Origin of the sequence: Fibrobacter sp. UWOV1, from assembly GCF_900142495.1 — a bacterium.
Taxonomy (GTDB): domain Bacteria; phylum Fibrobacterota; class Fibrobacteria; order Fibrobacterales; family Fibrobacteraceae; genus Fibrobacter.
In genome coordinates, this window is sequence record NZ_FRBA01000007.1 from 81,443 (window position 1) to 100,379 (window position 18,937).

Here is an 18,937-nt window from a genome sequence, read left to right on the forward strand (position 1 = left end):
AAATTTCGTTAAGATTAACATCCATAAGGAGCACCTAATGAAAACCATGAAACTTTCTGCAATCGTGCTCGGCCTCGCCGCCGCAAGCGCTTTTGCTCAAGCCGCCCCGGCTGCTGCCCCTGCCGCCACCCCGGCTGCAGCACCCGCTACCCAGCCTGCCGCACAACCGGCCGCCGCTCCTGCAGCACAACCCGCTGCCGAAGCCCCGAAGGCTGAAACAGCCCAGCCCGCTACTCAACAAGCCGCAGCTCCGGCTGCCGACACCGCAGCAGTAGCCCCGAAGGCCGAAGAAGCCAAGGTTGCTGAAGAACCGAAAAAGGATGAAGCCGCCAAGGCAGAAGAACCTAAAATTGAAGAAAAGAAAGAAGAAGTTGCCAAGGCTGAAGAGCCCAAAGCCGAAGAAAAGAAAGAAGATGCTAAGGAAGGCGCCTCTTTCATAGAACGTCTGAACATCACCAAGGCTGACCCCGCCCCCGAAGGCAAGAAGGCCATGGAATTCAAGGTTTCCGGCCAGGCAGAATTTGACACCTACGTCAACTGGCGAAATGACAACGAACGAGACTTCTATCATGATTTCTGGTCTACTGTCGACGTCGATTTCCAGGTAAAGTTTAACGACAAGTGGTCAGCTCAGGTTGAAATCGAAGCCGATGGCGAAGGGACCTCGCCGGCAGTTCACTATAACGGCGCTTTCGTTCAATACCAGAGGAACGAAAACTTAGCCATCAAGTTTGGCGACATGACCTATTCCGAAGGCGCATTCGACTACTACGACTATAATGATCCTGCTGACTACGCCGTCGGAATGAAGGAACACGATGTCCGTGGTATCGAACTCGATCTCTACGGCCTGCAGCTCGCCTTTGGCCTTACCCGAAGCGGCGCTGACTACACCTGCAGCAACCAGTACTACGATGCAAACGGCAACCCGATTCCAGCAGATAAGGCCTGCAAGAGCTACGACGTGCACGCCGCGTACCAGTTTGACCTGGCCGGCCAGGCACTCCGCCCGTTCGTTCATTACCAGAACTGGCAGATTGAAGACGAAAGCGAATTCCACGCCGGTTTGGACGCCGCCCTCGAATTCGGTCCCTTCGCTATTCACGCCGTCTACGGGTTGCATAAAGACAACATTACCAAGTCCAATCCGAAATTCACTCACGCCTTCTTGGCAGAACCCACCTTCAAGGTTGCCAACGTAACTGTCAAGGGCGGTTTCTTCTATGCCCTGCTGGACGACAATCTGGAAAAGGCAACGATTCATGACACTGAAATTCCGGAATACATGTTTGCCTACGGCGAAGGCATCATCAAGTTCAACGACGCATTCGCCCTCGGTGCCGTTGGCGAACTGCACTCGAACTCTCTTGATGACGATACCGACCTCGGTTCTTTGAACTTCGGTTTGCGTTCTTACTTCACCCCGGTTGACGGTCTTGACGTTACCGGCTTCCTCATGGCGATTCTCCCCATGGGTGACGACTGGGAAAAGGACGGCCATCAGGCAGCCGTTTCTACGATTGACTACGGCGAAGACGTGAACCTCAAGTTCGGTGTCGAAGCCATCTTCAGCTTCTAACAGGCGTTCTTTTGCCCCTTTGTGCAGTAGTGTCATTTTTTTGACACTACTTTTTTTTATATTGTGTCCGTACGTTGAAATTTAAGCCTTTAAACGCATTTTTTGAATATGAGCGAAGAAATTAAAGATTCGACCCTTGGACTTTCGAACGTGAACCACCTTGAAAAACTCTACGACGGGTGGTTCCTGGACTACGCGAGCTACGTGATTTTGGACCGCGCCGTTCCGTACTACGAGGACGGACTTAAGCCGGTGCAGCGCCGCATTCTGCATTCCCTTTTCGAAAACCACGACGGCCGCTACCAGAAGGTGGCCACCATCGTCGGTCGAACCATGGCCTACCACCCGCACGGCGACGCCTCCATTGGCGATGCTCTCGTGGGCCTCGGTCAAAAGAATTTGCTGATTGACACCCAGGGTAACTGGGGTAACCCCTTCACGGGCGACCGCGCCGCAGCACCGCGTTATATTGAAGGCCGCCTCACGCCGTTCGCAATCGACGTCGTGTTCAACCCCGAAACCACCGAATGGATTCCGAGCTACGACGGCCGCAGCCAGGAACCGGTGACACTCCCGGTCAAGTTCCCGCTGCTCCTGGCACAAGGTGTGGACGGCATTGCCGTAGGTCTTTCCACCTCGATCCTCCCCCACAACTTCCGCGAACTCTGCGAAGCAAGCATCGCGATTCTGAAGGGCAAGAAGTTTACGCTGTACCCGGATTTCTTCACGGGCGGCATCATCGATGTGAGCGACTACAACGACGGCCAGCGCGGTGGCAAGGTCCGCGTGCGCGCGAAGATTGAAAAGGTCGACAACAAGACGCTCGCCATCCGCGAAATCCCCTACGGCACCACCACCGTAAGCCTGATCGAAAGCATCGTGAAGGCAAACGACAAGGGTAAAATCAAGATCAAGCACGTGGACGACAACACCAGTAAAGAAGTCGAAATCCTCGTGCACCTGCAGCCGGGCACCGACCCGCAGGTCGCCATCGACGCCCTCTACACCTTTACCGACTGCGAAAAATCCATTTCGCCCTGCACCTGCGTGATCGTCGACAAGCACCCGAAATTCCTCGGCGTCTCCGATATTCTCCGCATGAACACGGAGCACACGGTCAAGCTTTTGGAATGGGAACTCGTCAACGAACTCAAGCACCTTGAAGACAAGTGGCACATGACCACCCTCGAAAAGATATTCATCGAAAAGGAAGTCTACGAGGTCATCAAGAAGGCAAAGGACCGCGAACAGATTATCAGCCTCGTGCGCGAAGGACTCACTCCTTACCTCAAGCGCCTACACCGCAAAGAAGTCACTGACGAAGAAATCGGCAAGCTCATCGAAATTCCGATCCGCCGCATCAGCCATTACGACCGCGAAAAGGCCGACCAGCTTTTGAAGGAACTGGAAGAAAGCATCGCCACCTGCAAGTACAACCAGGAACACATTACCGAATACACCATCGAGCACTTCAAGAATATCTTGAAAAAGTACGGCGAAGGCAAGGAACGCCGCACGCAGATTGCGGAATTCGGCAAGGTCGAAGCCGTGCATGTGGCTCTCGCCAACCAGAAGCTTTACGTAAACCGCAAGGAAGGCTTCCTCGGCACCGGCATGAAGAAGGAAGAATACCTCTTCGACGTGTCCGAATATGACGACTTGATCGTGTTCAAGGCCGATGGCAGCTTCAAGGTCGTCAAGGTCAGCGACAAGGACTTTGTGGGCAAGAACATCTTGCTCGTTGAAAAGTTCAAGAAGGACGACGACCGCCACATTTATAACGTGATTCACCAGGACGGCAAGGACGGGGCCTACTACATCAAGCGATTCAACGTGGGTGGCGTCACCCGCGACAAGGATTACTTTATGGGTAAGGGCAAGCCCGGCAGCAAGATTTTGTACATGTCCAGCAACCTGAACGGCGAAGCCGAAGTCGTGGAAGTCACGCTCAAGCCGCGTCCGCGCACCAAGCTCAACTTCGAGGTGGATTTCAGCTCCATCGACGTGAAGGGCCGCGGCGCCATGGGTAACATTGTGACCAAGTACCCGGTCAAGAGCATCAAGCGCGTCCGCAAGGGTGTAAGCACCTTGGGCGCCCGCGTTCTCTACTTTGACGCCCTCGCCGGCATCATCAGCACCCAGAAGAAGGGCGACCGCATCGGCGAATTCGGCGAAAAGGACAAGATCCTGATTGTCAAGGAAAACGGTACCGCCCGCGTGCACGACATGGCCGACCCGATTCTCGTGGGTACCGGCGTCAAATACATCCATAAGTTCGACCCGGAACAGGTCTTTACGGTTCTCTACTTCGAAGGCGGTAACTTCAACTACATGGTGAAACGCTTCAACTTGGAAGGCTGCCCCATGACCACGGAATTCAGCCTCGTGTCCGATCACAAGGATACGCAGATGATTGAATTCTTCGCGACAGAAGACGCCCGCGAACTCATGGAATACCAGGTAGGCCGCGAAGTCCAGAAGGAAGAACTGGACCTGACCGAAGTCGCCGAAGTCAAGGGTTACAAGGCGCTCGGTAGCAAGTTCACCGCCAAGAAGGTGAAGCGCGCTACCCGAATCTCCCCGCCCGACAGTTTCGACGACGGCTCTAGCGAAGACGAAGGCTCCGACGAATCCGACCCAGAATTGTTTGACTAAGTAAAAAGGGGGAAGAATCCCCCTCGCTCCTGCCGCCCGCGGCATCCGCTACCCTCTCGCCTAGGGGTACACCCCTAAAACCCCTTGATAATGCGGGAGGGGCCCCAGCTCGGAGTGGACGCTATGCGTCCGTGGCTACGTTCAGTCATACAGGCAAGTAAACTTGCCTGTGCGACACTCACTTGCACACTTTTGCGAGGGCCGCACGGGCCCCTCCCTGCACCCACCCCATCCTTGGCCGACGCTTTATTATCGCTTGCTAAGCGATTATCTTCTTACTTGTCTTGCCGGACTCGTTCCGGCACCTCCATTCCTCGCCTACTGTCATGCTGAACTCGTTTCAGCATCAGCATTTCTTTTTTCATTAGTTTATATTTATAGCATGACTGATAAGATGAAAGGTAGGCTATATACATGGTTAGTCTTTACAGGTTTTTACCTTGTAATGACATTATTCTTTTTATGTATAGGAGCCGATTTTTTTCTAATGATCATCCTATTTATCTTTTGGGCCGTCATCACCGGAATAACATGTTTAGTTTTCGGATTTATTCCCAGTAGGGGTAATTCATTTTTTGTAGACAATTATTTGAACGAAGAACCCGTAGATTATCGTGATTCATCCGATATTTTTGACGAAGCTTTAGGTCTAAAGAAGCCCGAAGAACGCGAAAAAACGTTCGACGAGCTTATCGCCAAGAAGCCTAACAAGCAATAGATTGCTTCCCCCTACAGGGTCGCAATGACGTAGTTCAATTACATCCAGTCACTGAAGCTTGAATCGCTGGGCATACGCCAGTCGGCGCGTGGCGACAAGGAGATTGTACCGACTTTCGGGCCATCAGGAATGCAGCTGCGCTTGAACTGTTGCGTAAAGAACCTGCGCACGAATACGGCTAAGGCCTTTTCCAATTCTTCGTCGCTGAACTTGCCGGCAAAGGCATACTTCGCGAGGAACAGGAGCTTTTGCGGAGCGGCGCCGTACTTTGCGAAGTGATACAAATAGAAGTCGTGGATTTCGTAGGCACCCAAGATGCTTTCGGTCTTCTGCGCAATCTGGCCGTTAGAATCGGCAGGCAAAAGTTCCGGCGACACCGGCGTGTCTAAAATATCGCGAAGGACGCTTGCAAGTTCCGAGGCCTTCGCCTTGTCGACGGTAAAGCTTTCGGCATGGTCCGCATACCAGCCCACCACATGGCGCACGAGCGTCTTCGGAATATCGCAGTTCACCGCATACATGGACATGTGGTCAGCGTTGTAGGTGCTCCAGCCGAGCGCGATTTCAGAAAGGTCGCCCGTACCGATGACGATTCCGCCTACGCTGTTGGCAATGTCCATCAGAATCTGCGTGCGCTCGCGGGCCTGAACATTCTCGTAAGTCACGCTCAGATTCTTGGGATCGTGACCGATGTCGGCAAAATGCTGCAGGCAAGCCTTCTGGATATCGACCGTGCGCAGTTCCGTGCCCAAAAGCTCTGCAAGCGTCACCGCATTGCTCTTGGTACGCTTGGTCGTACCGAATCCGGGCATCGTAAGCACCAGGATTTCAGAAGCAGGGCGCTTCAGGAGCTTGAATGTTTCGGCCACAACGAGCAAGGCAAGCGTAGAATCCAAGCCGCCCGAAAGGCCAATCACCGCGCGCGCAGAATGCGACGCTTCGAGTCGCTTCGCAAGTCCTGCGCATTGGATATTGAAAATCTCGGTGCAGGACTTGTCGCGAGTTTCGATGTTGCCCGGCACAAACGGCATCGGCGCCACAAAGCGGTACTTAAGGCTATCAATCGAACGCAGACAAGCGAAACTCGCCGCGCGCGCATAAAAGCTACGGCTGTCGAAATCCTGGAACGATCCTTCGCTCAAGCGCTGCATGTTCAGGCGTTCCACATCCACGTCTGCGTAAATAATTTCAGATTCGCGGCTAAACGGCTTGCTTTCGGCAATCATGCTGCCGTTCTCGGCAATCATCAAGTGCCCGCTAAAGACCATGTCCGTCGTCGATTCATGCACGCCCGCCGACGAATAAACGTAGGCCGCCATGCAGCGAGCGGACTGGTTCATCACCAAGTTACGGCGGTAATCGCGTTTGCCCACCAAGGCATCGCTTGCCGACAGGTTCACAATCACGTTCGCACCGGCCAATGCAAGCTCGCCACTCGGCGGCACCGCGGTCCACAAGTCTTCGCAAAGTTCCACGCCCACGCGAACTTCTGCGCCAGACTTCCCGGCAACCGTAAAGAAGTTCGTCACCGGCACATCGCCAAAGCCCTCGACAGGGCACGTCGTCGGAGCGCGCAATAAGTCGCGGCCGCTCGAGAAATGGCGCTTTTCATAAAATTCACGCTGGTTCGGCAAATGAATCTTGGGCGTCACCGCCACAAGCTTGCCACGTTGCAAGAAGGCGGCGCAGTTGTAAAGGCAACCAAACATTCTAAGCGGAAGCCCCACCGCAATCACCGCATCGCTATCTGCAAACGCCTCTGCAATCTTCGAAAGCGATTCCACGCTTTTCTTGAGCAACAGTTCCTGATGGAACAAGTCGCTGCAGGTATAGCCCGTAATGCAAAGCTCCGGGAACACGACGAAGGCGGCACCCCCGTCAATAGCCTCGGTGGCACAGCGGATAATTTCGGCTGTATTGTAGGCGGTATCGGCGACTTTCAGCGTCGGGCAAACAGATGCGAATCGGTAAAATCCAAACATAACCTAAATATAGATTAGTTTGGCCCCTGTCAACGGCCGGACTTGATTCCAAGCTTGTTCATGCGGTAATTCATCATGCGCGGAGACACGCCCAAGTCGCGGCCCGCGGCAGAAAGGTTGCCGTTGTTGCGCTTGATGGCCTCGGTGACGATTTCGCGTTCGTAATTGTTCATCATCACTTCGAGCGGAGCAGTCTTGGCCGTCACAGCACCTGTAGGCCCTACGCTAAGGCTCGTCTGCAGCGAAGGCGGCAAGTTGTAGCTGTGAATGCAGTCGTCGCTTGCGGTAAGCACCGCGCGTTCCATGCAGTTTTCCAGTTCACGCACGTTGCCCGGCCAGTGGTAACTCATGAGCAAGTTGATGGCCGTCGTCGAAAGGCGAACAATCTTCTTGTTGTAGCGAAGGTTCATCTTTTCGATGAAATGTTCCGCGAGCAAGATGATGTCGGACTTACGCTTTGCCAAGTCGGGCATGGTAATCGGGAAAATGTTCAGGCGGTAAAACAAGTCTTCGCGGAACTTGCCCTGCGCAATCAGTTCTTCCAAGTTACGGCTGGTTGCCGCCAGGAATCGCACATCGGAATGAAGTTCTTCGTTGCTGCCCACACGGCTAAAGGTGCGTTCCTGCAGGAAGCGCAACAGTTTCACCTGAGTTTGCATCGTCAGGTCGCCAATTTCATCGAGGAAGAGCGTTCCCCCGTCGGCAGCTTCGGCACGACCGATACGGCGATTCACCGCACCCGTAAATGCACCCTTCTCGTGACCGAAAAGTTCGCTTTCTACAAGGTTCTCGGGGAGGGCTGCGCAGTTGAGCGTAATGAAGGGCTTATCCTTTCTTGCAGACAAATTTACAATTGCACGGGCGATCATCTCTTTACCCGTACCACTACCGCCACGAATCAAGACCGTCGCATCGCTCGGGGCCACCTGGCGCACCTGTTCGTATATCTGCTGCATTTCGCGGCAGTTACCCACCAGTTCGCCGGGGTTGTTCGAAAGCATATCGCGAAGCTTGCGGTTTTCTTCGAGCATGGCTTCGTGTTCGTTGTGCAATTCAATGCATTCGTTGGCCGCATCGCCGGTGATGTTTGCAATAATTTCGAGGAGCGCCACGTCGCGGTCCAAGTCCGTAGAGCCGTCTACCGGGCGGTCAATCGAGAGCGTTCCGATGACCTGGCCGTCGTGAATCAGGGGCACGCAAATAAAAGCCACCTGGGAGTCATAATGGCGGCTACCCGTACGGTTCAAGAAGCGGGAATCCTTGCGCAGGTCCGGAATCACATGGCTAATACCGCGTTCGGCGACATGGCCCGTAATACCTTCGCCCATACGGTAAAGGCCCTTTTGCTTTTCCGATTCATCGAGCCCGCGGGAAGCTTCAATCTTAAGAGTGTCACCGAACAGGAGCGCAAAGGTCCCGCGCAACATGCCAAGTTCGGATTCCAGAATGCCAAGGACGTTTTCCAGCAACTTTTCCACATCGCGTTCGTGAATAATCGCGACGCTGATCTTCTGGATGACAGAAATTTCGGAACCTATTGGAGAGGGCATGGACATAAGATAGTAAATGATGTGAGATGTGAAATGTCAGATGTGAAATGAGATATGTGAGATGTTTAATTATTCATCACACATTCCACATTACACATTGTTTAGAGTTTTTCCCTGATTCTCCTAAGGGCTTCGCAGGTGCGTTCGTAGTCACCGAAGGCGGTCAGGCGGAAGTATCCTTCGCCGCAGGGGCCAAAGCCGCTACCCGGAGTACCCACGACTTCGCAGGTGGCAAGCAGGCGGTCAAAGAAATCAAAGGATTTTTCGCCATCTGCGATTTTCCACCAGATGTACGGGGCATGTTCGCCACCGAACACCGTGTAACCGGCAGCTGTCAGTTCCTTGCGGATTACGCCTGCGGTACGCATGTAACCCGCAATGACTTCTTTTGTCTGTAACCAGCCCACCGGCGAATAGATTGCCTCGGCGGCACGCTGGGTCACATAGCTTACGCCGTTGAACTTGGTGCACTGTCTGCGGTTCCACATGGCACGGAGTTTAGAAAGTTCGTGCGGAATCACCGTGTAGGCGCAACGCACGCCCGTAAAGCCGGCCGTCTTGCTGAAGCTGCGGAATTCAATGGCGCACGTGCGCGCACCCGGAATTTCGAAGATGGAATGCGGCAAGGTTTCGTCCTGGATGTAGCAGTTATAGGCGCCGTCAAACAGAATCAATGCTCCGTTTTCGTTTGCGTAGTTGACGAACTTCTGCAAAGTTTCGCGGCTAAGGACTGTACCCGTGGGGTTGTTCGGACTGCAAAGGTAAATCAGCTGCACCGGTTCCTTGGGCAAATCCGGCTGGAAATTGTTTTCGGCAGTCGATGCAAGGTAGGTCACCTTAGAAAAATGTCCGTCACTTTGCAAAACGCCTGCACGGCCAGCCATTACGTTGGAGTCCAAATAAACCGGGTAAACCGGATCCGGAATTGCAATCTTTACATTTTCTGTAAAAAGTTCCTGGATGTTCGCCACATCGCACTTGGAACCATCACTCACGAAGATGTCATCCGGGTCCATTTCGATGCCGCGGGCGGTGTATTCGCCACGCACGATTGCCTCGCGCAAAAAGTCGTAACCCTGCTCCGGGCCGTAACCGCGGAACGTTCCCTTTTCGGCCATTTCGTCCACAGCCTTGTGCATGGCCTTGATAACTTCCGGAATCAAGGGCGTGGTCACGTCGCCAATACCCAGTCGAATGATGTCTGCATCGGGCTTTTTCGCCTGATATTCCTTGATTTTCTGGGCGATCGTCGAGAAAAGGTAGCTGCCAGGCAGCAAGTCGTAGTTTGTGTTGAGGATAGATGAATTCATAATTTGGTTTTTAGATGTGTGATGTGGAATGTGGGATGTGGGATTATTCATTTGTCATTTCACATTACACATTTAAATTACTCCTCTAAATACTTCCTGTGCGGGGCCGGTCATCAGGACGGGGCCACCTTCTTCGTGCTTGATGTGGAGAACGCCGCCGTCGAGGATGATGTCGGCTTCGACGCCCACGCGGCCCGTGCGCTGGGCCGCAACGAGGGTTGCGCAACTGCCAGTGCCGCAGGCCATCGTGATACCGCAACCCCGTTCCCAAACCCGCATACGGATTTGGGTGGGCGCCGCTCCCGCAGCGGAAATCACCTGCGCAAACTCAATGTTGCAACGGTCGGGGAACTGGCTGTCAATTTCCAGAATGCTTCCCCACTTTTCTAGCTGAATCTTTTCGATGTCATCCACGAAAATCACCGCGTGCGGATTCCCCATCGAGACCGTCTCGGCGGTAAAGTCGAAGCTGTCTGCCGTGAGCTTGATCGAGCCCAGGAAATTCCTCGGAAGTCCCATATCTACGCACACGCGACCGTCATCTAAAAGCGCGGGCTTCACCAAGCCACTCTTGGTATGCAGATTAAAAACCTTCGTGCTATCGTCTTTTGCAAGACCGCGACTGCGAATGAACTTCGCCACACAGCGAGTGGCATTGCCGCACATGGCCGCCTCGGAGCCATCGGCATTAAAGATGCGCATTTCGAAATCGACACCGTTCGGCACGGATTTCGCAGCAGGCCCCACGCTAGCACCGACGCCCGAATCGCCGAGCACCAGGCAACCGTCCTTATCCATCGGCGTTACAATCACCACACCATCGGCACCGATACCGAAGCGACGGTCGCAAAGCTTAATTACCCTTTCTGTAAAAGCGGCGCCATATTCCGGCGTCTGCCCCGGTTCATAAAGCACGAAATCGTTGCCCAACCCGGTCCATTTTGAAAAATTAATTGGCATAATTCAGTTCTCTTTATAATTTTCCACGCCCCTATTTGCAAAAAATATGCCAACTTTACAAAAATTGTTAAATCGCGCTAAAAACGCCAATTTTGCTCAATTTTCAAGAAAAACAAAATTTTGAAATATTACAAACTATGTAAAACAACTGCTTTAACTTTACATTTTATGTAAATAATTTCTGCCAATCGCAGAATCGAAATTGATACAGCAAAAAAAAACATATTCATCAAAAAGGGGCAAAATCAGACACTATTTTCAAAAGTGGCGTATTAGTATAAAGATAGGGGCGGTTCTCTATTCGCGAAAACCGACGCGTTCCGGTTGAAAAAACAAAATGGAAACAAAACATACCCCCTTTGAACAGCTTACCATCACCAATAAGTTCATGTTCGCAATGGTGTTTAGTCACAGGGAAATTGCCAAACCCTTCCTCGAAGCAGTACTCGGCATCAAGATTCATGAACTCAGAGAACCCGAACCGGAAAAGACCATCGACGTTAGCCCCGCCAGTAAGGGAGTCCGCTTCGACGTTTTCGTGAAGGAAACTGGCCCCGACGGCGAGCTTGTACGGAGTTTCGACATCGAGCTCCAAATGGAAGACACCAAGGAGATTCCTAAGCGGGCTCGTTTCTATCAGGCCATGCGCGACTGCGATGCCCTGAGCCGGGGCGAAAAATACCGTAACTTGAAGGAACTCTACATCATTTTTCTCTGCCCCGAAGACATCTTCGGGAAAGGCCGTGCCGTTTACAGGTTCAAGAATCTCGAAGTCGAAGACCCAAAAATTGAAATGTGTGATCTTTCTTTCAAAAACTTTTATATTTTTAACAAGTACCGCGAAATCGCCGAGAAGACCATCAGGGAGTACATGGAGTATTTCTCCACTAACAAGGTAAGTTCTCCGGAAACCGAGGATATCGACAGGCTGGTGAAGTGGTACCAAACCGACAGCAATACGAGGATACGCTACATGACATGGCAAGAAGAAATCGACGACATGAAAGACCTTGCTGAAAAAGAAAGGGCTCGTGCTGAAAAGGAAAAGGCCCGCGCCGACGAAGAAAAGGCTCGTGCCGACAAGTACGAGAAAATGCTTCGCGAACACGGAATACTGTAGCTTTACAAAAGTCCCCGTTTCCCGCCAAACGCCCTAAAGTTCCCTTTCGGGAACTTTTTGCTATTCCGGCGGGGCATTTTTTTTTGCTATATTTTGCCCCGAAAAATTATCTTCAAGGATACAACCATGAAACGTACACATAACTGCGGCCAGCTTCGCAAGGAAGATGTTGGCCAGACCGTAACACTCGCCGGTTGGGTGGATCGCCGCCGCGACCATGGTGGTGTGATTTTCGTTGACCTCCGCGACAAGTATGGCAAGACCCAGATCGTTTTCAACCCGGACTACAACGCCGACGTGTTGAAGACCGCCGAACAGCTCCGTAACGAATACGTTATTTACGTGACTGGTAAGGTCTACGCCCGCGAAGAAGGCAACACCAACGAAAAGCTCGCCACGGGTGAAATCGAAGTCAAGGCAGACAAGCTCGAAATCTTGAACGCCGCCCTCACCTCTCCGCTCGCCATTAACGACCCGAACGAAGAATGCAAGGAAAACGACGACCTCCGCCTGCAGTACCGTTACCTGGACCTCCGCCGTCCGTGGATCCAGAAGAAGCTCCTCCTCAAGAGCCGCTTCCTCAAGGCCGTGTACGACTTCTTCTATGCCAACGGTTTTGAAAACATTGAAACTCCGTGCCTTTGCAAGTCCACTCCGGAAGGCGCACGCGACTACCTCGTGCCGTCCCGCGTGAACCCGGGCAAGTTCTACGCCCTTCCGCAGTCTCCGCAGCAGTACAAGCAGCTCTTGATGATTGCCGGTATGGACCGCTACTTCCAGATCGCCAAGTGCTTCCGCGACGAAGACCTCCGCGCCGACCGTCAGCCGGAATTCACGCAGATCGACGTGGAAATGTCCTTTGTGAACCAGGACGAAGTCATGGAAATGTTTGACAAGTTCGTGACCGAAGTTCTCGGCAAGGTCTGGAACTTTGAACCGCCGCGTCACATCCGCCGCATGAAGTGGCACGAAGCCATGCTCAAGTACGGGAGCGACAAGCCGGACCTCCGCTTCGACCTCGAAATCCACGACGTGTCTGAAATCGGCGCCAAGTCCGAATTCGGCGTGTTCAAGAACTGCGTTGCCGCCGGTGGCAAGATTCGCGGTATCGCTGCCAAGGGCTGCGTGGACTTCACCCGCAAGCAGATCGATGAACTTACCGCTTACGTGGGTAAGTATGGTTCCAAGGGCCTCGTGTGGATGCGCGTCAAGGAAAATGACGAAGTGGAAACCCAGGTCGGCAAGTTCTTTACAACTGAACAGTTGAATGAACTCCGCGACGCTGTTGGTGCCAAGTGCGGCGACATGATGTTCTTCATCGCAGGTCCCGAAAAGGTTGCTGCAACCGCTATGGGTCAGCTCCGCTTGGAAGTTGCCCGTATCAAGGGTCTCCGCGATCCGAAGAAGCGTGAATTTGTATGGATTACTGAATTCCCGATGTTCGAATACAGCGACACCGAAGGCCGCTACATGGCCATGCACCACCCGTTCACCAACCCGCTTCCGGAACATTTGGACATGATGCTCAGTGGCAACCTCAAGGATTGCAACGCTGAAGCTTATGACCTTGTTCTTAACGGTGTGGAAATCGGCGGTGGTTCTATCCGTATTCACAACCCGGAAGTCCAGGAAAAGGTGTTCCGCCTGCTCGGCCTCTCCGAAGAACAGGTGAAGACCAAGTTCGGCTTCTTCGTCGACGCCTTCAAGTACGGCGCTCCTCCGCACGGCGGTCTCGCCTTCGGCTTGGACCGCGTTGTCGCTACCATGGAAGGTGAAGAATCTATCCGTGACTACATCGCGTTCCCGAAGAACACGAGTGCCTCTAGCCCGATGGACCAGAGCCCGAGCGAAGTGGACCTCCAGCAGCTGCAGGACATCCATATTTCCGTGCAGATGCCAAAGACGGCGAAATAACATCGCTGGATTCATAGCAAAAGTTTGCCCCGCGGGTTTTCGCGGGGCCTTTTTGCTAAATTAAGGCACGACTCTTAACCCCCAATATGGAGAAAATCAAATGAAACTTTCTACTCGCGCTATTGCCGAAGCAATCGGCACCTTCTGGCTTGTGTTTGGCGGCTGCGGTGCAGCTGTGCTCGCATGCGGCGTCCCGACCACCGGTATCGGTTACGTGGGCGTGTCGCTCGCGTTTGGCCTTACGGTGCTCACCATGGCATACGCCATCGGTCACATTTCGGGCTGCCACCTGAACCCGGCTGTCACGCTCGGTCAGGTTGCCGGCGGCCGCTTCCCCGCTAAGGAAGCTCCGGCCTACATCGTGGCCCAGGTGATTGGCGGCATCATCGCAGCAGCGCTTCTCTACGTGATTGCATGCCCCGACCTCACCAACGCAGGTATCGGCGCATTCGCTACCAACGGCTGGTCCGATTCCCTCAAGGACGGCCTGAACGCCTTTGGCGGCAAGACCTCCGGCATGCTCTCCGCATTCCTCATTGAAACCGTGCTCACGGCCATCTTCCTGTTCGTGATCATGGGCGCTACCGACGGCCGCGCACCTGCAGGCTTTGCCCCGATCGCGATCGGCCTCTGCCTCACGCTCATCCACCTCATCTCTATCCCGGTGACCAACACGTCTGTGAACCCGGCCCGCTCTACCGCAATGGCTGTGTTCGTTGGCGGTGCTGCCATCAAGCAGCTCTGGCTCTTCTGGGTAGCCCCGATTCTCGGTGGCGTAATCGGCGGTATCGCTTACAAGTGCATCGCCGAATGCAAGTGCTGCAAGAAGTAATTTTTCGGCCTCTTTTTAAGCTGATTTTGAATGTCCGGACACCCCGTCCGGGCATTTATTTTTTACACATAATTAACGAAATTTTTCAAAAAATCCGTTTTTCGGAACAATTCACCCCGTGAATTTTTTAAACGTTTGTGATTTACATCAAACAACAACAAAAAACTGTAAAGAATGCATTAACAAACCCCTTTTTGAAATAAATCTTGTTACTTTAGCCTATGGTGTTGCGAGATATTGCTGTATTGCTAGGGGCTTACTATGCAAAAAAAATTAATTCTTTTTCCAGTTATTGCTGGAACAATGCTAATCGGCTGTTCTGACGATGCTAAAGACATCAACGCACTAACCGATCCGACTCCGTCTATAGGAGAAGATCCTTACACCACTCCCTATATCGACCCCAATACGGGCGATTACATCGACCCCTCCACGGGCGACACCATTCCGACCGTTCCTTACGTGAACCCTGAAACAGGCGAAACCGTCCCCGCAATCCAAGTTATTGACCCAAATACGGGCGACACAGCGACCGTTCCCGTCGTGATTCCGGACCCCGTTCAAAACAATCCGTCGAGCAATTCGCAGCCTGTTAATTCCAGCGCATCGGCAGATCCGAACGGTACTCCGAATCCGGACCCGAACAATCCGAACCAGAATATCCAAATTTCATCGGCAACGATGCCGTATTCTTCTTCGAGCGGACTCAAGGAATACGATGATAACCACAAGGCCAAGGAAACGTTCCTCCCGAAGGCTGGATTCTATTCCAACTTGACGATTGAACCGCCCACCCCGCAAAAGGGCGGCCAGATCAAGTGTACTTTTGACGGTTCCTTCCCCACCCAGAATTCTGAATCTATCACTCAGGCCAAGCAGATTACGCAAAACACCGTTGTCCGCTGTTCTGAATTCGTGAACGGTCAGGCGGCCGATACGACTACGCAGACATACTTTATCAACGAAAAGGTTTCGATGCCTGTGGTGGCCTTGACCGTGAATCACACCGACATGTTCGACTCTTCCAGGGGTCTTTACGCAACTGGTGACTTGAACGGAGGCGGCATGCCCGGCGGCATGAACTTTGGCGGAGGCAATGTTTCGGACAACAACAACCCGAAATGCACCGAGCCCTGCCAACAGGCAAACTTCTGGAAAGACACCGAACTCCCCGTGCACGTGGAATACTTCGAAAAAGGAAGCTCCACCACCGAAAAGACTTGGGAAATCGACGCAGGCATTTCGATTATCGGAAACTGGAGCCGCTACAAACCCAAGAAGAGTGTCGCCATCAAGATGGATAACGACGATTACGGCGACAAGGTGCTCAAGTATTCGTTCTTCAAGACTCGCCCCGAAGCAAAGAAGATGAAGAGCTTTAACCTCCGCAACAATGGTAACCGTTTCTGGACGGACTACTTTGGAGACCCGATGCTTGTAAGCCTTATGGAAGGTACCGAAGTAGATTACCAGCGTAGCTTGCAAGTGGTGGTATTCTACAACGGTGAATATTTTGGCATTCACGACTTGCGCGAACGCCTGAACAGGAGCTTTGTAGAAACAAACTATGGCATTGATTCTAAATCCATTAACGTGGTCAAGAACTGCAGCAACGGCGACCAGGGTTGCGTCAACGGATGGGCGCCCAGCGGCACCAATGGAGCCTCAAGCGCAGAATTTGGCCAGCTGACAAACATGATTACCAGCGGAAACTTCGCTGGAGAAAACAATCCGTCTTACGAAGAAGTCAAGCAAAAATTAAACGTGAGCAGTTTCGCCCAGTACATGATTGCCGAAATGTATATTCATAACGGCGACTGGCCGAACAATAACATCCGCGCTTGGGGCAGCCCCGAAAAAGGAATCCCGTTCAAGTTCATGATTTTCGACGTCGACCACGGCTACGGATTCTCTCCTGGCATTACGGGATTCGATACCGAAAGCCACAACATGTTCCAGTGGGTGCTGGGTAGCGCCACCATGGATAACGGTCAGGGAAATGGGCAACCGGGCGGACAAGATCCCGGACAAGGTCAATGGCCCGGCATGGGCGGCGGCTGGGGTGGCGGCTTCGGCATGGGCGGCGCAAATACCACCATCGGAAACATGCTCAAAAAACTTTTGGCCAATCCCGATTTCAAGCGCTTGTTCATCAACCAGGGTTGCATTCTCTTGAACGACTACCTGACTTACGAAAAGGTCCAGAAGACCGTGCAGGCTATGGCCGCCATGATTCCGAGTTCCGAACAGCAACGTGACGAACAGCGCTGGCCGCGCAATCAGTCGGCATTCAACTGGTCTCCCAGCGGTAGCGACCTCTTAAAATTCGCACAAAACCGCACGCAAACCTTTAGACAGGAATTGGGTAACTACTTCGGCCTCCAGGGCGAAGCAACCGTGAGCATTTCTGCAAGCGGAAACGGCTCCGTTCTTGTCGAAGGCATGAAGCTCCCGAGCAGCAATTACCAAGGCAAGTTCTTTACCGGGATGCAGATGCAGCTCCAAGCCATTCCTTCGGCTGGCAGCGTATTTAGCGGATGGTCCGATGGCAGCACCGCCAACCCGCGCCTGATTGACATCAGCGGCAATACGAACATAACGGCTCAATTCAAGTAAGCATTTCTCTTTTCATATGAACCAAAAGGTGGAAACACAACGTTTCCACCTTTTTTATAATATCACGCTCTTGCTTCAATACGACAGAGCCGAGCAACCTTACAAAGTCTAGGGATTAGTAGTCCTTGACGCAGCGGACGAAAAGCGACCTACGATTCAATTCAGTAGTAAACTTAAAGTTGTTTATCATCCAATCATACTGAACATAAACATGACGCTTCGTTTCGATGCGAGTTGTATCGAGAATAAACTTTCTTTCAGGAATCGGTTCAACCACATTTGTATCTGTAAGAATGGTATCTACCAAAGCAACAGAATCAACCGGCAACAAAGAGTCAACATACACGGTATCTATTTTTATTGACACTTCAAGCGAATCCGTGCTAGTCCAAAAATACGTCTCATTAAATCGAGTCTGAGACCCATCCGTAGCAATCGCAGTAAAACCCGTAGAATTTGTAATTTCGTTCTTATTGAATAGACCATCCCCTGCAGGCCAATTTCCATCCGTTGCTAAATAACTACCGGCATTAGAATCAACCGAAAACAAATCTTCCCATTCTGCCTTTGAGGGAACATGCCACCCCAAAGGACAGACTTGATCCAGAAGTGAATCAGAATAAGCAAGGCCATGCTCATAATACGCAATAGAATCTTCACGGGTAGGATATCGACAGGTCAAAAGAGCCTGTATGCATTTGTAGGAGAAAAAGTCAGTTAAGTCAACCTTCATATTTTCGGCCATCCAGGTATAGTTACCGATTTGCAGGTAACCATAAGTCTGACCATCGCGGGTATCCACAAATTCCCCATAGTTCAAGTCAGGATTAAAGTATTTCTTTGCACCTTGCTGCACTCTCGCCCATTCGGCGGCAGAACTACTGCTGAGATACGCCTGGTAGGCGGCAGAACTGCTCAAGTACTCAATCATATTCTCGCGGCCCTTTAGGTAGTTATCCATGTAGGCCGCAGAGTCCACCTCGCTGCCCTTGACGCAACGCACGTAAAACAGATTCACCTTGGCCGCAAAATCAGCGCCGAAGGTATCGTAACCGTACGAATCCCGCAAGACATACATCACGGCATCGCTGCTGTTGGATCTATAAGTATACCCGTGGTCCGTATTGATACGCATGCCGGCGTCAGCCGAATTACTTGTCCAATAACGGGCTATGTTCGTTTCAGAGGAATGTTTTGCATTAAAACCGAACCTGTCGTTACCCGCAAAATCCCAACCCTCCGTAGACCTTAGGCAACTATCGACGGACGGGCAAAACTCAGAGACGAAGTTTTTCAAAACGTCAAATTCGGCCATAGAGGGCAAATGCCAGCCAACGGGGCAAATGCCTTCGTTGTAGCCGGAATCGATATAATCACGCCCGGCCATCGCCGCGCCATAAGTATAAAGGCGGCCGTATTCATCGGCTTCGGAATAGTCAGGAAGCGTAGGACTCCAGAGAGTATCGTAAAAGCGCAAGTTCTCGGCCATCCAAAGCTGGTTACCGATTCGCACCGTGCGATACTGTTCGCCATCGCGGACATCGATCAGCACAGACGGGTCCGAAGAACTATCCTTTTTCCAGTTGCTGTTGTTGGAATCGCCGGCATCGGCACCGCTGTCACCACAAGCCACAAATGCAATTGAAAATAGTGACGAAGCAATCAAAGCAAGAATGCTTTTTCTCATAGTCCTAACCTCTT

Annotated in this window: 12 protein-coding genes; 7 read left to right on the top strand and 5 right to left on the bottom strand. The window is 52.3% G+C overall.

Annotated elements, in window-relative coordinates; translation table 11 throughout:
- Positions 1-37 precede the first annotated feature (37 nt).
- The 3 genes from BUC02_RS16235 (at position 38) to BUC02_RS16640 (ending at position 4,952) form a co-directional block, all read left to right on the top strand.
- Complete coding sequence (locus BUC02_RS16235) at positions 38-1,579, top strand: hypothetical protein (RefSeq protein WP_175549840.1); 1,542 nt, start codon at positions 38-40, stop codon at positions 1,577-1,579.
- A 108-nt stretch (positions 1,580-1,687) separates the two neighbouring features.
- On the top strand, positions 1,688-4,234 hold the full coding sequence (locus BUC02_RS10530; protein ID WP_073322361.1) for a DNA gyrase/topoisomerase IV subunit A: 2,547 nt from the start codon (positions 1,688-1,690) through the stop codon (positions 4,232-4,234).
- Between the two features lie 589 nt (positions 4,235-4,823).
- Entirely contained in the window at positions 4,824-4,952 is a 129-nt protein-coding gene (locus BUC02_RS16640) for a hypothetical protein (protein WP_256375155.1), read from the top strand.
- 38 nt (positions 4,953-4,990) lie between these two features.
- On the opposite strand, the gene BUC02_RS10540 is transcribed toward BUC02_RS16640, so the two are convergent.
- From BUC02_RS10540 to dapF, 4 genes are all read right to left on the bottom strand, one after another.
- Positions 4,991-6,934, bottom strand: coding sequence for an NAD(+) synthase (locus BUC02_RS10540; protein WP_073322365.1), 1,944 nt, complete (start codon positions 6,932-6,934; stop codon positions 4,991-4,993).
- A gap of 29 nt (positions 6,935-6,963) precedes the next feature.
- Positions 6,964-8,484 (bottom strand): sigma 54-interacting transcriptional regulator, encoded by a 1,521-nt coding sequence (locus tag BUC02_RS10545; RefSeq protein ID WP_254794194.1) that lies wholly within the window; start codon positions 8,482-8,484, stop codon positions 6,964-6,966.
- Between the two features lie 101 nt (positions 8,485-8,585).
- Complete coding sequence (locus tag BUC02_RS10550) at positions 8,586-9,794, bottom strand: LL-diaminopimelate aminotransferase (protein ID WP_073322369.1); 1,209 nt, start codon at positions 9,792-9,794, stop codon at positions 8,586-8,588.
- A gap of 72 nt (positions 9,795-9,866) precedes the next feature.
- Positions 9,867-10,754 (bottom strand): diaminopimelate epimerase, encoded by an 888-nt coding sequence (gene dapF / locus BUC02_RS10555; RefSeq protein ID WP_073322371.1) that lies wholly within the window; start codon positions 10,752-10,754, stop codon positions 9,867-9,869.
- A gap of 337 nt (positions 10,755-11,091) precedes the next feature.
- Between dapF and BUC02_RS10560 the strand changes: the two genes are divergently transcribed.
- The 4 genes from BUC02_RS10560 to BUC02_RS10575 all read left to right on the top strand — a co-directional run bounded on the left by BUC02_RS10560 (position 11,092) and on the right by BUC02_RS10575 (position 17,236).
- On the top strand, positions 11,092-11,874 hold the full coding sequence (locus BUC02_RS10560; RefSeq protein WP_073322373.1) for an Rpn family recombination-promoting nuclease/putative transposase: 783 nt from the start codon (positions 11,092-11,094) through the stop codon (positions 11,872-11,874).
- A gap of 126 nt (positions 11,875-12,000) precedes the next feature.
- Positions 12,001-13,788: an aspartate--tRNA ligase gene (gene aspS, locus BUC02_RS10565; RefSeq protein ID WP_073322375.1), complete on the top strand. Its 1,788-nt coding sequence runs from the start codon at positions 12,001-12,003 to the stop codon at positions 13,786-13,788.
- Between the two features lie 100 nt (positions 13,789-13,888).
- Positions 13,889-14,620, top strand: coding sequence for an aquaporin Z (gene aqpZ, locus BUC02_RS10570; protein WP_073322377.1), 732 nt, complete (start codon positions 13,889-13,891; stop codon positions 14,618-14,620).
- Between the two features lie 303 nt (positions 14,621-14,923).
- Positions 14,924-17,236 (top strand): CotH kinase family protein, encoded by a 2,313-nt coding sequence (locus BUC02_RS10575; protein WP_254794195.1) that lies wholly within the window; start codon positions 14,924-14,926, stop codon positions 17,234-17,236.
- A gap of 115 nt (positions 17,237-17,351) precedes the next feature.
- Here the strand turns inward: BUC02_RS10575 and BUC02_RS10580 are convergent, their stop codons facing one another.
- Positions 17,352-18,923, bottom strand: coding sequence for an FISUMP domain-containing protein (locus BUC02_RS10580; protein WP_073322381.1), 1,572 nt, complete (start codon positions 18,921-18,923; stop codon positions 17,352-17,354).
- Positions 18,924-18,937 lie beyond the last annotated feature (14 nt).